Origin of the sequence: Rhodobacter flavimaris, assembly GCF_021378075.1 — a bacterium.
Taxonomy (GTDB): Bacteria; Pseudomonadota; Alphaproteobacteria; order Rhodobacterales; family Rhodobacteraceae; genus Rhodobacter; species Rhodobacter flavimaris.
Genome location: NZ_JAJUOS010000009.1, coordinates 1 through 14,318, shown reverse-complemented (window position 1 = coordinate 14,318; position 14,318 = coordinate 1). Strand labels below are relative to the sequence as shown.

Genomic DNA, 14,318 nt, shown 5'->3' with positions numbered 1-14,318 from the left:
GCGCCGATATAGGCCCGAATCCCCCATGCAGCAAGCCATAATTGCCCCGCCGCGCCTTGTTTTGCTGTGCTTTGCCCGTGCCGGTCAGTCGCAGATACGGCTGCGCAGCGTGTATTCCGGCGCGGTGAAGGGGTCTTCTTGCGGATCGGGCGGACTGCCCCCCTGCGGGTCGAACGGCTCGGGGTTCAGCGCGAAACGCTGGCATAGCGCGATGGGCTTGGTGCTGACATCGCCCAGATCGCGCAGATCGACGACATTGCCCTGCTTGCGGCCCACGCCCTCGACCCCGAAGCGCAGCGGCGGATCAAGCACGAAGCGCCGGGTCCGCTCACCGAACAGCGCCTGCTCGCCCTGCCACTCGATCCCGGCGGCGAATTGCAGGCTGTAGCTGCCGGGCGGAACAAGCACCCGGAAGAACTCCCCGCCCCGGATATAGGCGCCCAGAACATCCTGCCCGTTGGCCAGGTCGCGCAGCACCAGAAGATAATCGCCTCCGGGCGCCGTCTTCACCACCAGCGGAAAGGTCCGCGGAAGGTCCGTTTCGCTCCAAAGCAGCCCCTGTGGGCGCGCCTCCTCGGCCTGTATCGCGACAGGCGACAGGGCAAGGGCAACCATAAGGGCGATGAGACGCGTCATGATGCTGATATGGTGCGGCCCCTCGGGGCATCAATAGGCGCAGACGGCAATCAAGCCGTCAGGCCAAGCCGTTCAGCATCGAAGCCGGCCTCGGCAAAGATCGCCAGCACCTTGCGATCCAGTTCCGGATCGTCGAGCCACAGGCACTGCGTGCCGAAATACCAATGGATGAACCGCTCATAGGGCCGCGCCGTCGCCAGCGCACGTGTCAGCGCGGGGACGAAATCCTCGGGGTTGCGCACGATTTCGACCATCTGCGAGAAATCGCTTTGACCGAAGAGGATGGCGGGCTTGCCATGCAAGAACCCCTCCATCGCCGCGCCGGAATTGACCGAGACGGTGACCGAGGCCGCGGCCAGAATGTCGTGCACATTGGCAAGGCTTTCGATCAGCGACAGACCATCGGCCCGCAATGCGGCGATCAGCACGCGCCCGTCCTCGACGAAAAGCGGGTGCGGTTTGACGACGACGGGCCGCCCCCCTGCCCCGGCAGCCACCACGCGCAGCATCGTGTCGGCGTCCAGATAGGCCTGCCCGGCGACATAGGGCGCGGGGCCTTGCAAGAAGACGGCAATCGCGCCGTCTGGGATCGTCTGCACCGCGCGCGGCTGGTTGTAGCGCGAGATCCGCGGCAGCACGAAACGCGCGCGCAGTGCATCGTAGTAGAGCTGCGCGTCGCCCGAAGGGACCGCCTCGGGGTCGAACACCCGGTCGCGGATACGCGAATGCGCCAGCACGCCCTCGGGGTCGAGATGCCAGAACTTGTCGAGATAGGCGGTGGCGGCGGCCAATTGGCCGGGGCCGGGGATTTGCGCGTTGTCGATCACATGCAGATCGCCATCGGGCTCACGCGTCCAGCGCGGCGGGCCGAAACCGACCGTGCCACCACGCCGGACGATCAGGTCGTGAATGCGGCTATAAAGCGAGGGCACGCGCGCTTCGCGCACCTGGGCCTCGAGGCGTGGGGTCAAGTTCAGGATGACGCGCGCCGGGCTCATGCCCGGGCGGCCTCGATCGCCGCCACGGCGCGGGCAACGGCCTCGTCGATGCTGAGTTCGGAGGTGTCGAGGATCAGCGCGTCTGTCGCAGGCCGCAGCGGCGCGTCGGCGCGGTTCATGTCGCGGTCGTCACGCTCTTTCACCTCGGCCAGAACAGCCTCGTAGGGTTGATCCGCCGCCTCGCCGCCCAGTTCGAGCCAGCGGCGGCGCGCCCGCACCTCGGCACTGGCGGTGACGAACAGCTTCACCTCGGCCTCGGGGCAGATCACCGTGCCGATGTCGCGCCCGTCCAGAACCGCGCCACCATCCTGACGGGCAAAGCGGCGCTGGAATTCGACCAGGGCCGCGCGCACCTCGGGGATGGCCGCGACCTTGGAAGCCGCCTGCCCCGCCGCCAGCGTGCGCAAATCATCCCGCGCCAGATCGTCGGTGCTCAGGCTGTTCGCCGCCGCAATCGCTTCGGCCCCGTCGCCGACCTTGGCACCCACCGCACGGTACAGCAGCCCGGTATCGAGATGGGCAAAGCCGAAGCGCGCGGCCACGGCCTTGCTGATCGTGCCCTTGCCCGCCGCCGCAGGCCCGTCGATGGCCACGGTAAAGGCCATGGCTCAGGCCCGCTCGATCTGGGCGCCAAGCCCGCGCATCAGATCCTCGAACACCGGGAACGAGGTTGCGATGGGCGAGCCGTCATCGACCGAGATCGGCTGCTGTGCGGCAAGGCCAAGCACGAGGAAGCTCATGGCAATCCGGTGGTCGATATGGGTGGCGCAGGTCGCCCCGCCCGGCACATTGCCCGCGCCAAGGCCGTGAACGATCAGCGTATCCTGGTCTTCCTCGATCGACACGCCGCAGGCCTCAAGCCCGCGCGCCATCGCGTCGATCCGGTCGGATTCCTTCACGCGCAGCTCCTTGACGCCGCGCATCACGGTGGTGCCGGAGGCGCAAGCCGCCACGACCGACAGCACCGGGTATTCGTCAATCATCGAGGCCGCGCGCTCAGGCGGCACCTCGATGCCCTTGAGGGACGAGTAACGCACGCGCAGGTCAGCCACCGGCTCGCCCCCCTCTTCGCGCGGGTTTTCAAAGGCGATGTCGGCGCCCATCTCGACCAGCGTGGTAAAGAGGCCGTTGCGGGTCGGGTTCTGGCTCACGCCGGGCACGAAAATCTCGGAGCCCGGCACGATCAGCGCGGCGCAGACCGGGAAAGCGGCCGAGCTTGGGTCGCGCGGAACGGCCACGGTCTGGCCGGTCAACTCGGGCTGACCCTGAAGGGTGATGACGCGGCCCTCGGGCGTTTCCTCGACGCTGATCTCGGCGCCAAAGCCGCGCAGCATCCGCTCGGTATGGTCGCGGGTCGCCTCTTTCTCGATCACGACGGTCTGGCCGGGGGCATTCAGACCCGCCAGAAGCACCGCCGATTTCACCTGGGCCGAGGGCATCGGCACGGTGTAGGTCACCGGCACCGGATCGGGGGCGCCGACGATGGTCATCGGCAGACGGCCACCGCGACGGCCATAGGACTGCGCACCAAAGAGCGCGATCGGATCGGTGACCCGGCCCATCGGACGCTTGCGCAGGCTGGCGTCGCCGGTGAAGGTCGCGGTGATCGGCGAGGTCGCCATGCAGCCCATGATCAGGCGCACACCAGTACCCGAGTTGCCACAGTCGATGACCTGCTCGGGCTCGGCGAAACCGCCAACGCCCACGCCCTCGACCGTCCAGGCGCCGGGGCCATGCTGGGTGACCGTCGCACCGAAAGCGCGCATCGCCTTGGCCGTGTCCAGAACGTCCTGACCTTCCAGCAGCCCGGTGATCTCGGTCTTGCCAATAGACAGCGCGCCAAGGATCAGCGCGCGATGCGAGATCGACTTGTCGCCCGGCACCTCGGCCACGCCTTTCAGCGCCGCGCTCTTGCGCGCAATCATCGGAACAGGATCGCCATGGCCGGACATGCTTGCCTCCCTCGTCTGGTCGGCCCCTGTTAGCGCATGTGCGGGCGGGCCGGAAGCCCTGACGGACTTCAGGGTTTGCGGAAGGTGGCGTAATCGGGCGTGCGGCCCTCGCGCAGGGCCTTCTGCTCGTAACGGGTCGAGATCCAGTCGCCCCATGCCGTGCCGGAATGGGCGGTCAGTTCGAAGCCGGCCTTCGGCGCTTCGCGCAGCGCCTGGGTCATGTAGCTGGGGATGTCGGTGGCCACGCGGAACTCGGCGCCCTGTTGCAGGCAACGCACCAGCGGCACGAGGTGATCTTGGGTCACAAACCGGCGGCGGTGGTGGCGGCGCTTGGGCCAGGGATCGGGGTAGTTCAGGAAGGCCTTGGCGATCGAGCCCTCGGGCAGCACATCCATCAGGTCGCGCGCATCGCCCGGATGCACGGCGATATTGGTCACGCCGGCCTCGCGGATCTTGCCCAAGAGCATGGCGACCCCGTTGATGAAAGGCTCGCAGCCGATGATGTTCACCTGCGGGTAGCGCGCGCACATATGCACCAGATGCTCGCCCCCGCCAAAGCCGACCTCGAGCCAGATCGGGTTGTCATTGCCGAAGATCGAGGCGGGGTCGATGATTTCGCGCTCGGGGTTGTCCTCGCGGGTGATGCCGCGGGGGGTGAGCGAGTCGAGATCCTCGGACAGGTAGGTCTTCTGGCTCGGGCGCATGGTCTTGCCGGCGCGGCGGCCATAGAAATTGCGCCACTCGGGGCGCGCGGCCTCGGGCTCGGGGGTTTCGGGGGTCTGGGTTTCATCGCTCATGGGGCGGGCCTCTAGCGCCCCGATGCGCGCAAGGTCAAGCCCTCAGCCCTTCTGGATCAGGAAAAGCCCCAGCCCCATGAAGCCGATGCCCGCCGCACGCAGGGCGGTAATGGGGCGGACCATGGCGCCGAATAGCCCGAACTGGTCGATCATCGCGGCGGAAATCATCTGCCCGAGCAGCACGAAGAAGACCGCGTTGCCGACGCCGAACTTGGGCGCGACGAAGGTAACCGAGAGGACATAGAAACACACCAGCAGCCCCGCGATGAACAGATGGCGCGGCTGCGCGGGCACGTGGGTGAAGGCCGAGGGGCCGTGGCTGACCAGCATAACGATCACCGCGCCGCAGAGCGCCACGCAAAACAGCACCACTGCCGCAACGACCGGCGAGCCGATGCGCGTGCCAAGCTGCGCGTTCAGCGCCGCAAGGACCGGAATGCCGATCCCCGCCGCCAGCATGATCGCCGCATAGCGAAACCCGTCGCCCATGAATGCCTCCCTCTCTCCCGGGGGGCAGGCTGCAACGCATCGCCCCGGCGTGCAAGGCCGGGGTTGTGCGGGGCACAATCTTAGCCGCGGCCTCGATAGGGAGCGACGCCCTGATCGGGGATCCAGGCGCCCTCGGGTGGGGTGCCGGTCTGCCAGAAGACATCAATAGGGATGCCGCCGCGCGGATACCAATAGGCGCCGATGCGCAGCCATTTCGGGCTGAGCAGATCGACGAGGCGCTTGGCAATCTCGACCGAGCAGGTCTCGTGGAAGGCGCCATGGTTGCGGAACGCGCCGAGGAAGAGCTTGAGCGACTTCGATTCCACCAGCCAGTCGGTCGGGATGTAGTCGATCACGATATGGGCGAAGTCGGGCTGGCCGGTCATCGGGCAAAGCGAGGTGAACTCGGGCGCGGTGAAGCGCACACAGTAATCGGCGCCGGGATGCGAGGCGGGCACGCGTTCGAGCACCGCCTCTTCGGGCGATTGTGGGGCGGAGACGTTCTGACCGAGTTGGGTCAGGCCGGTGACATCGGTTTTTTCCATCGGGGCCTCGGTTCGGGTTGCGGGGGCGTCAGGGGGCTGTCTGCCCCCTCTGGCCTTCGGCCATTCACCCCCGAGGATATTTGCGCCACGTTGAATGGCATAGTTGCATAAAAAGGGGAGCCCGAAGGCTCCCCTGGTGTTGCGCGCCTGTGACGTCAGGTCAGAGGGCGTTTTTCAGCGCCTCGGTCAGGTCGATTTTTTCCCAGCTGAAGCCGCCGTCGGCCTCGGGGGCGCGGCCGAAATGGCCGTATGCCGCCGTGCGCGCGTAGATCGGCTTGCACAGGTCGAGATGGGTGCGGATGCCCTTGGGGGTCAGATCCATGCATTGCGCGACGATGCGCTCGATTTCCTCGTCCGAGACCGCGCCGGTGCCGTAGGTGTCGGCATAGATCGAGAGCGGCTTGGCCACGCCGATAGCGTAGGAGACCTGGATGAGGCATTTCTGCGCGAGACCCGCGGCGACCACGTTCTTGGCCAGGTAGCGCGCAGCATAGGCTGCCGAGCGGTCGACCTTGGTCGGGTCCTTGCCCGAGAAGGCGCCGCCGCCATGGGGGGCGGCACCGCCATAGGTATCCACGATGATCTTGCGGCCAGTCAGGCCCGCATCGCCATCGGGACCGCCGATCACGAAGGTGCCGGTAGGGTTGACCCACCATTCAGTCGCCTCGGTGATCCAGCCTTCGGGGAGCACTTCGCGGATATAGGGCTCGACGATCTGGCGAATATCGTCCGACGTCTGGGATTCGTATTTGTGCTGGGTCGAGAGCACGATCGAGGTGACCCCGACCGGCTTGCCGTTTTCGTAGCGCACCGAGAGCTGCGACTTGGCATCGGGGCCAAGCGTGGGTTCGGCGCCCGATTTGCGAGCCTCGGCCAGGCGGCGCAGGATCGCATGGGCATACTGGATCGGCGCGGGCATGAGTTCGGGCGTCTCGTCGGTGGCGTAACCGAACATGATGCCCTGGTCCCCGGCCCCGTCCTTGTCCACGCCCTGGCTGATATGGGCCGATTGCGGGTGCAGGTAATTGGCGAATTGCAGCGTCGCCCAGTGGAACTTGTCCTGCTCGTAGCCGATATCCTTCACGCAGTCGCGGGCGATGCCGTCGATCTTGCTCATGAACTCGGCCAGGCGTGCCTTGTCCGACAGGCCAACCTCCCCGCCGACAACCACCTGATTGGTGGTGGCGAAGGTCTCGCAGGCGACGCGGGCGTTGGGCTCTTCGGCGAGGAAAGCGTCGAGGATCGCGTCGGAGATGCGGTCGCAGACCTTGTCGGGGTGACCTTCCGAGACCGACTCGGAGGTGAACACATAATTTTGTCGTGCCATGGGGAAGTGCTCCATTGATATAACCCCGCCACGCCAGGAAGCCGTTGTGACGGTTCGATGCGACTGCCTAGACCCGCTGCGCGCCGGGGTCAACGCGGTATCTTTGTCGCAGGCGGTAAATAATGATTGAAAGCGTCAGGATCAGGGCGAGGATCGGCGCATCGCCAAACCGCGCGTAGGGCGTAGGCGCAAGGGCAGCCGGGAGCGGCACATCAAGCACGCCCTCGCGCCCCATGCCAAGCGTTGCCAGCACGCGACCCTTCGCGTCGATCATCCCCGAAACGCCGGTATTGGCCGCGCGTGCGAGCGGCAGGCCGAACTCGATCGCGCGCAGCCGGGCCTGCGCGAAATGCTGCCACGGCCCCGAGAGATCGCCGAACCAAGCGTCATTCGTGATCTGCAACAGCCAATCCGGGCGGGTCGGTGCGCGGCGGATATCCTGCGGAAAGACGGCCTCGTAGCAGATCAGCGGCTGCGCAAGGCCAAGGCGGCCCAGATCGAGCACCTGCACCGAGGGGCCAGCCGAATAACCGTTGCCCTCTTGAGCGGCAAAGGCGGCGATCCCGAAGCGCGCGAAAAGATCGCCAAAGGGGATGTACTCGCCAAAGGGCACTAGGTGCACCTTGTCATAGACCTGCGTGACCTGCGCTTCGGGGTCGATCACGGCGAGGCTGTTGAAGTAGCGCCGCCCCTCGGCGCGCTGCACACCAATCGCAACCGGCACGCCCGAGGCCGCCTCGGCGATCATCTCAAGCCCGTCGCCCGGGCGCTCCAGCAGGAAAGGAACGGCGGTTTCGGGCCAGATGATCAGGTCGGGGCGCGGCTGGCCCTGTTCGGGCGGCGTCGCGGTCAGCGCCAGATGGCGCAGGAAGAACTCCATCCGGTATTCGGGCAGCCATTTGAGGTGCTGCGGCGCATTGGGTTGGACAAGGCGCAGGGTCACGGGCTCGGCCCGCGCGGGATCGGGCGTGGCCAGCCGTTGCGCCCCACCCCACCAGAGCACGCCCAGAAGCGCGGCGGCGATGCCGATGCGCGCAACCTGCGGCTTGCGCCCCGCAACAGGCAGCGCCGCCAGTGCGGCGGTGATCAAGCTTAGCCCTAGGGGGCCGATATAGGCCGCTGCTTGGGCGACCGGCATGTCAATCCAGATATGGCCCAGAAGCACCCAGGGGAAACCGGTGAAGACGTAAGACCGCAGCGCATCCCCCGCGACCAGCCCGAGCGCCGCGCCAAGCGCCCGCAATGCCGGACCGGCGCCGAGTCGGGCGCCAAGCCCAACCGACAGCGCCCAGAACACCCCCATCCCCGCCGCCATCAGGACAAGGGCGAACGGCGCCATCCAGCCGTATCGGTCAGCCTCGACGAAGAAGGGTTCGACGATCCAAAACATCGCAGCAAGTGCGTAGCCGAAGCCTGCGGCAAAGCCGATCCAGCCGGAGCTGACCGAGCGCACCGCCAGATAGATCAGCGCACTCAGCGCGGGCAAAGCCGCGAACCACCAGTAAAGAGGGGCCTGCCCTGCCGCGACACCCGCGCCCAGAAGCGCCGCAAGGCCCAGCTGTCGCCAGCCGGGCCGCTTGGGCGGCAGCAGGAAACGCGGCAGGCGCATGATCACTCGGCCGGGGCCACGCCCGGCAGGCGCACGCGCAGCCGTTTGATGCGGCGCGGGTCGGCATCGACGATCTCGTATTCGATACCGTTCTCGCCCACGACGACCTCGCCCCGCGCGGGCACGCGGCCGATCTGCATGAAGACAAGCCCGCCCATCGAGTCGATATCCTGATCCTCGCCGGGGTCGGCGAGGGTCAAGCCGATCTCGGCCTCGAAATCCTTCAGCGGAGCGCGCGCCTGCACCAGCCACTGGCCGGGCTTCTCCAGCTTCCAGTAGCCGTCCTCGGCCTCGTCATGCTCATCCTCGATCTCGCCGATGACCTGTTCGATGAGGTCTTCAAGCGTCACCAGCCCGTCCACCCCGCCATATTCGTCGATCACCAATGCCATGTGGATGCGCTGCACCTGCATCTTTTGCAAAAGCACCCCGATCGGCATCGAGGGCGGCACGTAAAGCAACGGCCGCAACAGCTTGCGCAACGAGAAGCGCCCACCCGAGGCGCCGAAGCCGTATTCCAGAGCAAGGTCTTTCAGGTGGATCAGCCCCAGCGGCGTGTCGAGCGTGTCCTTGAACACCGGCAGGCGCGAATAGCCCTGCGCGCGGAACACCTCGACCAGCTCATCGCGGGCAATGGTGACCGGAACGGCAACGATCTCGACCTTGGGAATGGCAACATCGCCCACCCGCATCCGGCGCAGGTTACCCATGCCGGGCAAGACCGCAGGCGTGACCGGAACGTCCATGGGCGTCGGTTCAGCCTCAGAGCTGGAAAATACTTCGAATATGCGTCCCAGAAATCCGCGCGACGGCGGTTCTGTACTACTATCGCCCGCGTCAGATTCTGACACGGACGCGTTGGCGGAGGCTCCTCCGTCAGCGACTTGTCCCATCGGTCCTTTCCAAACAACCGGCCAAGATGGCGGCCTTACTCTCCATATGGGTTGAGAATCCCCATCCGATCAAGCACCCGCACCTCGATTTCTTCCATAAGGGCGGCATCGCCTTCGCGAATGTGATCGAAACCCAGCAGGTGAAGCGTTCCATGCACCAGCAGATGCAGCACATGGTCGCGCAGCGCCTTGCCCTGATCGCCCGCCTCGCGCACGCAAGTCTCGTAGGCGATGGCGATATCGCCCAAACCTTCGGGGATGCCGGACGCGAACGGCTCGGGCAGGTCGGGTTCGCCCCCGTCATCCTCGGCCGCGCGTTCGTCCGACGGCCAGCTGAGCACGTTGGTCGGGCTGGCCTTACCTCGGAAATCGGCGTTCAGCACGGCGATGCGGGCATCGTCGCAGCCCAGAAGGCTGATTTCGAAATCCTCGGGGTCCAGGCCACGGTCCGCCAGAACGGCCCGCGCTGCATGTTCGGCCAGCGCTGGAAGGTCAATCTCCTCCCAGCGCGGGTCTTCGATCAGAATGTCAACCAGCGGCTCCAACATCGTCGCGGTCATAGGCGTCAATGATGCGCGCCACAAGGGGGTGACGCACCACGTCCGAGGCAGTGAAGTAGTTGAACGAGATGCCCTTGACCCCATCGAGAATCCGCTCGGCATCCTGCAGACCCGAGGCCACGCCGCGCGGCAGGTCGATCTGGCTGCGGTCGCCCGTGATCACCATGCGCGAGCCCTGCCCCAGGCGGGTCAGGAACATCTTCATCTGCATGGTCGTTGCGTTCTGCGCCTCGTCAAGCACCACGAAGGCGTTCGAAAGGGTGCGGCCGCGCATGAAGGCCAGCGGCGCGATCTCGATGCGCTTTTCCTCCATCAGCTTTTGCATCTGCTTGCCGGGAAGGAAGTCGTTCAGCGCGTCATAGAGCGGCTGCATGTAGGGATCGACCTTCTCCTTCATGTCGCCGGGCAGGAAGCCCAGACGCTCGCCCGCCTCGACGGCAGGGCGCGACAGGATGATCTTGTCGACATGGCCGCCGATCAGCATGGTCACGCCCACGGCAACCGCCAGATAGGTCTTGCCGGTGCCCGCGGGGCCGATGCCGAAGGCCAGCTCATTCTCGAACAGCGCCTTCACATAGGCTTTCTGCGCCTCGGTTCGCGGCTCCACCTGTTTCTTGCGGGTGCGGATCTCGTATTTGCCGGCGGCGAACATCTCGAGCTGCTCGTCCATCGTCACGCCGGCATGACCGAAATCGCCCATGCGGATCGTCGCGTCGATTTCACCGGCGTCGATTGGACGCCCGGCCTCGAGCTTCTGATAGAGCTGGTTCAGCACTCCGGCGGCCTGCTCCTGCGCCTCTGGCGTTCCGACGATGGCAAGCTGGTTGCCGCGCCGCAGGATATGCACCGAAAGCTTGTGTTCGATCTGGGCGAGGTTGCGGTCAAATTCTCCGCACAGGTCGATCAACAGCCGGTTGTCAGGGAACTCAAGAAGCGTCTCGTGTGCATCCTGAGAGCGAGGCGGGGGTGTGATCGCGCTGAAGCCCAAGAACGTCTCCCTGTCCGAGGTTGGTAAAGATATGGTGCCCCCAACCCCTGAGTCACGCAAGCATTGGTTTTGTCGGGCCGCGCGGAATCCGCAGATTTCACGAAGCTGCAACAAAACAGGCGCCCTGACGAAGCCCTGGGCGGGCATGCCCAATATTTAGGCGACGCGCGCACGATTTTAAGGCGTCGCCCCGATTCTTTTCGCGCGGAAGTCAGTCTGCCAGCAACTCGCCCGCCAGCGAGTTCGGCCCCGACGCCGTGATCCGCACGCGGCGCAGCGCGCCCGGTGCCAGCCCCTCGGCCTTGACGTGGACAGCGTGCAGATAGTCCGACTTGCCGACCCACTGGCCTTCCAGCCGCCCGGGTTTTTCGAACAGTACGCCCACGTCGCGCCCGACCATCGCCTGCTGCGCCGCGCGCTGTTGTTCGGTGATCAGCGCCTGGATCTCTTGCAGCCGCGCGTCGGCCACATCCGAGGGCACCCCCTCGCGCCCCGCGGCGGGGGTGCCGGGGCGCGGCGAATACTTGAACGAGAAGGCCATGCCGTAGCCGATCTCGCGGATCAGATCGAGGCTCGCGCGGTGATCCTCGTCGCTCTCGCCGGGGAAGCCCGCGATGAAATCCGAAGACATCATCATGTCGGGGCGGGCCGCGCGGATGCGTTCGACCAGACGAATGTAGTCCTCGGCGGTGTGCTTTCGGTTCATCAGCTTGAGGATCCGGTCCGAGCCAGACTGCACCGGCAGATGCAGATAGGGCATCAGCTTGGGCTCTTCTCCATGCGCTGCGATCAGATCGTCGGTCATGTCATTGGGGTGCGAGGTCGTGTAGCGGATGCGCTCCAACCCATCGATCCGCGCCAGCGCCCGCACCAGCTTGCCCAGGCCCCAGTCGCCGTCCGGCCCCTCGCCATGGTAGCCGTTGACGTTCTGGCCGAGCAGCGTGATCTCGCGCACGCCCTTGCTCACCAGTTTCTGGGCTTCGGTCAGGATGCGCGAAACAGGGCGGCTGATCTCGGCGCCGCGGGTATAGGGCACCACGCAGAAGGCGCAGAACTTGTCGCAGCCCTCCTGCACCGTCAGGAACGCGGTCGGGCGCGCGCTCAGCGGACGCTCGGGCAGCAGGTCGAACTTGTCCTCGGTCGGGAATTCGGTGTCGACGGGCTTTTCGCCCCGGTCGGTCGCGGCGACCATGTCGGGCAGCCGGTGGTAATTCTGCGAGCCCACGACCAGATCGACCAGCGGCATCCGGCGCATGATCTCTTCGCCCTCGGCCTGCGCGACGCAGCCCGCCACTCCGATCTTCAGATCCGGCTTGGCCTCCTTGAACGGGCGCAGGCGGCCAAGGTCTGAATAGACCTTCTCGGCGGCTTTCTCGCGAATGTGGCAGGTATTGAGCAGCACCATATCCGCCTCGGCCGGATCGTCGGTCAGCACATAGCCCTTGGTGCCCATGGCCTCGGCCATGCGCTCGCTGTCATAGACGTTCATCTGACAGCCATAGGTCTTGATATGCAGCTTCTTCGGCGTATCCGACATGAGGCCCTCCGGGCTAAAACAGATGCGCCCTTTAGCCAAAACCCGCGCGCGCCGCAACCTTTCCACGCTTGCAATCGGGGCACTCATGGTCAATCTGGGCGCCAAAAGGGGCAGGCATGAACCACGCATCGCTCGCGGCATTTCTGGAACGGGACAGGGCGGCACTGGCCAGGGGGCCGGTCGCCATCATCGTGGTCGAAGACCCGGTCGAGGTGGAAAGCACGCTCAACCACCACATCGGGCTTGGCTTTCGCACCCTCATCGCCTTCATGCCGGACGGGCTTGAACTACCGGCCACGCTGGCCGATCAGGTCCACCGCATCCCCTGCGCGTCCCGCGGCCCCGAGGCCCTGCCCGGCCTGATCAACCCGCTGCTCGCCGCCGCCCCCGAGGGGACGTGGTTCTATTACGGCTTCAACGCCGAATACCTCTTTTACCCGTTCAGCGAGACCCGCAACGTGCGCGAGTTGCTGGCCTTCCATACCGAGGAACGCCGCGACGCGATGCTGTGCTACGCGATCGACCTTTACGCCCCCGATCTGGGCACGCACCCGAACGGCGTGGATCGTGAAGGCGCGATGCTCGACCGCTCGGGCTATTACGCGCTGGCGCGCCAGGACCCGGCAAACCACTACCACCCGAAAGACCGCCAGCTCGATTTCTTCGGCGGGCTGCGCTGGCGCTTTGACGAGCACATCCCGCAGAACCGGCGCAAGATCGACCGCATCGCGCTGTTTCGCTCCCGCAAGGGGTTGGAGCTGCGCCCAAACCACACGTTCAACGACGAGGAATACAACACCTTCGCCTGCCCCTGGCACCATAACCTGACGGCGGCCGTGATGTCCTTCCGGGTCGCCAAGGCGCTGAAATACAACCCGGGCTCCAGCTTCGAGGTTCAGAATTTCTCCTGGCACAATTCGGTTCGGTTCGACTGGTCGAGCCAGCAGTTGATGGACCTCGGCCTGATCGAACCCGGCCAGTGGTTCTAAGCAGCAAAGCATAGCTCTCCCAATTGCAACTCGCGCATCTGCCAGCAGCAGAATCAAAATATATTCCGATAAAAGTAATCAGACTTTACAAACCTGATTTTTTAACTCAGGTTATGCGCATCGCCAGTCACCCCGACGAGCCCCCATCCCTAGGAGACCGGACATGAAGACCTTGTCGCTTCCGGGCCCCGTTCCGCGGGCCGCAACGCAATCCACCGATTACCCGAGCTTTTCCCTGCGCGACCTCGTGCAGGCGCTCTGCAGCGGGCTTACCCCGTCGGCGGACGGGCTGGAGATGATGCTGGACCGTATCGAGAGGATGCCATGACCATTTCGCAAGACTTCACCACGGCCACCCTGGCCAATGCCCTGCCCATCCACGATGCGACGACGCTGACACGCGGAGGAAATCAAGCCCATATCCTTCTGAACGGGCAGGTCTACACGCTGCGCATCACGCGGGCTGGCAAGCTGATCCTGACGAAATGATCCGGCGCCATCTACGGCGCTGATCTGGGCCGGCCCGCCGGCCCTATTCATTTTCAGGATTTCTGGAGCGGGCGGCGGGCGACCTGAGGTGAAATCGAACCGAGCCACGCCGCCACTTTTTCTTTCCATATCAATAACTTACATCCGCGCGGCTTTCCGGTGATTTTTTCCCGTGTGTGCCTGACGTGTTGTCATTGTGTGCTAACGCTAATGGATTTGCGTTGCCTCGCCAAGCGTGTTGTTTCTGGCTCTAGTGCTTCGAGTGTGCCAAGAAATTCCCACGAAACTCACAGATAGCATTAGGTGGCTCTATTGGATCACGTTCAAATCCGCTTTTTCGATAGCATCGTGACGCCGTGGCGTGATCTAATGGACCTTGTCGCTAGGGTCCAGACTCATTGAGTTTCATAGCCAGAACAAGACGGTTGCAGCGAGCATGATCGTGGAGAAGAAGGTTTCCGGGCACCGGTCGTATCGGGTCGCCACGCGCCGCCAATCCTTCAACCGCC

At 65.2% G+C, this 14,318-nt stretch carries 16 protein-coding genes, 1 pseudogene and 1 riboswitch; of the genes and pseudogenes, 3 read left to right on the top strand and 14 right to left on the bottom strand.

Features of this window, described 5'->3' with window-relative positions; genetic code table 11:
• Window positions 1-84: 84 nt before the first annotated feature.
• The 13 genes from LZA78_RS12105 to miaB all read right to left on the bottom strand — a co-directional run bounded on the left by LZA78_RS12105 (window position 85) and on the right by miaB (window position 12,331).
• The gene (locus tag LZA78_RS12105) at window positions 85-636 is read right to left on the bottom strand and encodes a hypothetical protein (RefSeq protein WP_233677201.1); all 552 of its coding nucleotides are present in this window, start codon (window positions 634-636) and stop codon (window positions 85-87) included.
• 50 nt (window positions 637-686) lie between these two features.
• The gene (locus tag LZA78_RS12100; RefSeq protein ID WP_233677200.1) at window positions 687-1,634 is read right to left on the bottom strand and encodes a hypothetical protein; all 948 of its coding nucleotides are present in this window, start codon (window positions 1,632-1,634) and stop codon (window positions 687-689) included.
• Complete coding sequence (locus LZA78_RS12095; RefSeq protein ID WP_233677199.1) at window positions 1,631-2,239, bottom strand: (d)CMP kinase; 609 nt, start codon at window positions 2,237-2,239, stop codon at window positions 1,631-1,633. Before LZA78_RS12095 ends, LZA78_RS12100 begins: the two co-directional genes overlap by 4 nt.
• A gap of 3 nt (window positions 2,240-2,242) precedes the next feature.
• On the bottom strand, window positions 2,243-3,586 hold the full coding sequence (aroA, locus tag LZA78_RS12090) for a 3-phosphoshikimate 1-carboxyvinyltransferase (RefSeq protein WP_233677198.1): 1,344 nt from the start codon (window positions 3,584-3,586) through the stop codon (window positions 2,243-2,245).
• A gap of 68 nt (window positions 3,587-3,654) precedes the next feature.
• Window positions 3,655-4,383 (bottom strand): tRNA (guanine(46)-N(7))-methyltransferase TrmB, encoded by a 729-nt coding sequence (gene trmB / locus LZA78_RS12085; RefSeq protein WP_233677197.1) that lies wholly within the window; start codon window positions 4,381-4,383, stop codon window positions 3,655-3,657.
• A 42-nt stretch (window positions 4,384-4,425) separates the two neighbouring features.
• Window positions 4,426-4,872 carry a DMT family transporter gene (locus LZA78_RS12080; protein ID WP_233677196.1) on the bottom strand — a complete coding sequence of 149 codons (447 nt, stop codon included), beginning with the start codon at window positions 4,870-4,872 and terminating at the stop codon, window positions 4,426-4,428.
• Window positions 4,873-4,952: 80 nt separating this feature from the next.
• Complete coding sequence (gene queF, locus LZA78_RS12075) at window positions 4,953-5,417, bottom strand: preQ(1) synthase (RefSeq protein WP_233677195.1); 465 nt, start codon at window positions 5,415-5,417, stop codon at window positions 4,953-4,955.
• A gap of 160 nt (window positions 5,418-5,577) precedes the next feature.
• Entirely contained in the window at window positions 5,578-6,744 is a 1,167-nt protein-coding gene (gene metK / locus LZA78_RS12070) for a methionine adenosyltransferase (protein WP_233677194.1), read from the bottom strand.
• A gap of 7 nt (window positions 6,745-6,751) precedes the next feature.
• Window positions 6,752-6,800: riboswitch (SAM-SAH riboswitch) on the bottom strand.
• Window positions 6,801-6,811: 11 nt separating this feature from the next.
• Window positions 6,812-8,353 carry an apolipoprotein N-acyltransferase gene (gene lnt, locus LZA78_RS12065; protein ID WP_233677193.1) on the bottom strand — a complete coding sequence of 514 codons (1,542 nt, stop codon included), beginning with the start codon at window positions 8,351-8,353 and terminating at the stop codon, window positions 6,812-6,814.
• 2 nt (window positions 8,354-8,355) lie between these two features.
• Complete coding sequence (locus LZA78_RS12060) at window positions 8,356-9,246, bottom strand: hemolysin family protein (RefSeq protein WP_233677192.1); 891 nt, start codon at window positions 9,244-9,246, stop codon at window positions 8,356-8,358.
• 35 nt (window positions 9,247-9,281) lie between these two features.
• Window positions 9,282-9,794 (bottom strand): rRNA maturation RNase YbeY, encoded by a 513-nt coding sequence (gene ybeY / locus LZA78_RS12055; protein WP_233677191.1) that lies wholly within the window; start codon window positions 9,792-9,794, stop codon window positions 9,282-9,284.
• Complete coding sequence (locus tag LZA78_RS12050) at window positions 9,775-10,794, bottom strand: PhoH family protein (RefSeq protein WP_233677190.1); 1,020 nt, start codon at window positions 10,792-10,794, stop codon at window positions 9,775-9,777. The genes ybeY and LZA78_RS12050 overlap by 20 nt, the downstream gene beginning before the upstream one ends.
• Before the next feature lie 211 nt (window positions 10,795-11,005).
• Window positions 11,006-12,331, bottom strand: a complete 1,326-nt coding sequence (gene miaB / locus LZA78_RS12045; protein ID WP_233677189.1) for a tRNA (N6-isopentenyl adenosine(37)-C2)-methylthiotransferase MiaB — start codon at window positions 12,329-12,331, stop codon at window positions 11,006-11,008.
• Between the two features lie 116 nt (window positions 12,332-12,447).
• Here miaB and LZA78_RS12040 point away from each other — a divergent pair, with 116 nt between their 5' ends.
• From LZA78_RS12040 to hemP, 3 genes are all read left to right on the top strand, one after another.
• Window positions 12,448-13,320 carry a hypothetical protein gene (locus tag LZA78_RS12040; RefSeq protein ID WP_233677188.1) on the top strand — a complete coding sequence of 291 codons (873 nt, stop codon included), beginning with the start codon at window positions 12,448-12,450 and terminating at the stop codon, window positions 13,318-13,320.
• Between the two features lie 163 nt (window positions 13,321-13,483).
• Window positions 13,484-13,648 carry a hypothetical protein gene (locus LZA78_RS12035; protein ID WP_233677187.1) on the top strand — a complete coding sequence of 55 codons (165 nt, stop codon included), beginning with the start codon at window positions 13,484-13,486 and terminating at the stop codon, window positions 13,646-13,648.
• The gene (hemP, locus tag LZA78_RS12030; RefSeq protein ID WP_233677186.1) at window positions 13,645-13,809 is read left to right on the top strand and encodes a hemin uptake protein HemP; all 165 of its coding nucleotides are present in this window, start codon (window positions 13,645-13,647) and stop codon (window positions 13,807-13,809) included. Before LZA78_RS12035 ends, hemP begins: the two co-directional genes overlap by 4 nt.
• Window positions 13,810-14,214: 405 nt before the next feature.
• On the opposite strand, the pseudogene LZA78_RS12025 reads toward hemP, so the two are convergent.
• Window positions 14,215-14,318, bottom strand: a pseudogene (locus tag LZA78_RS12025) (IS5/IS1182 family transposase); the annotation flags it as partial.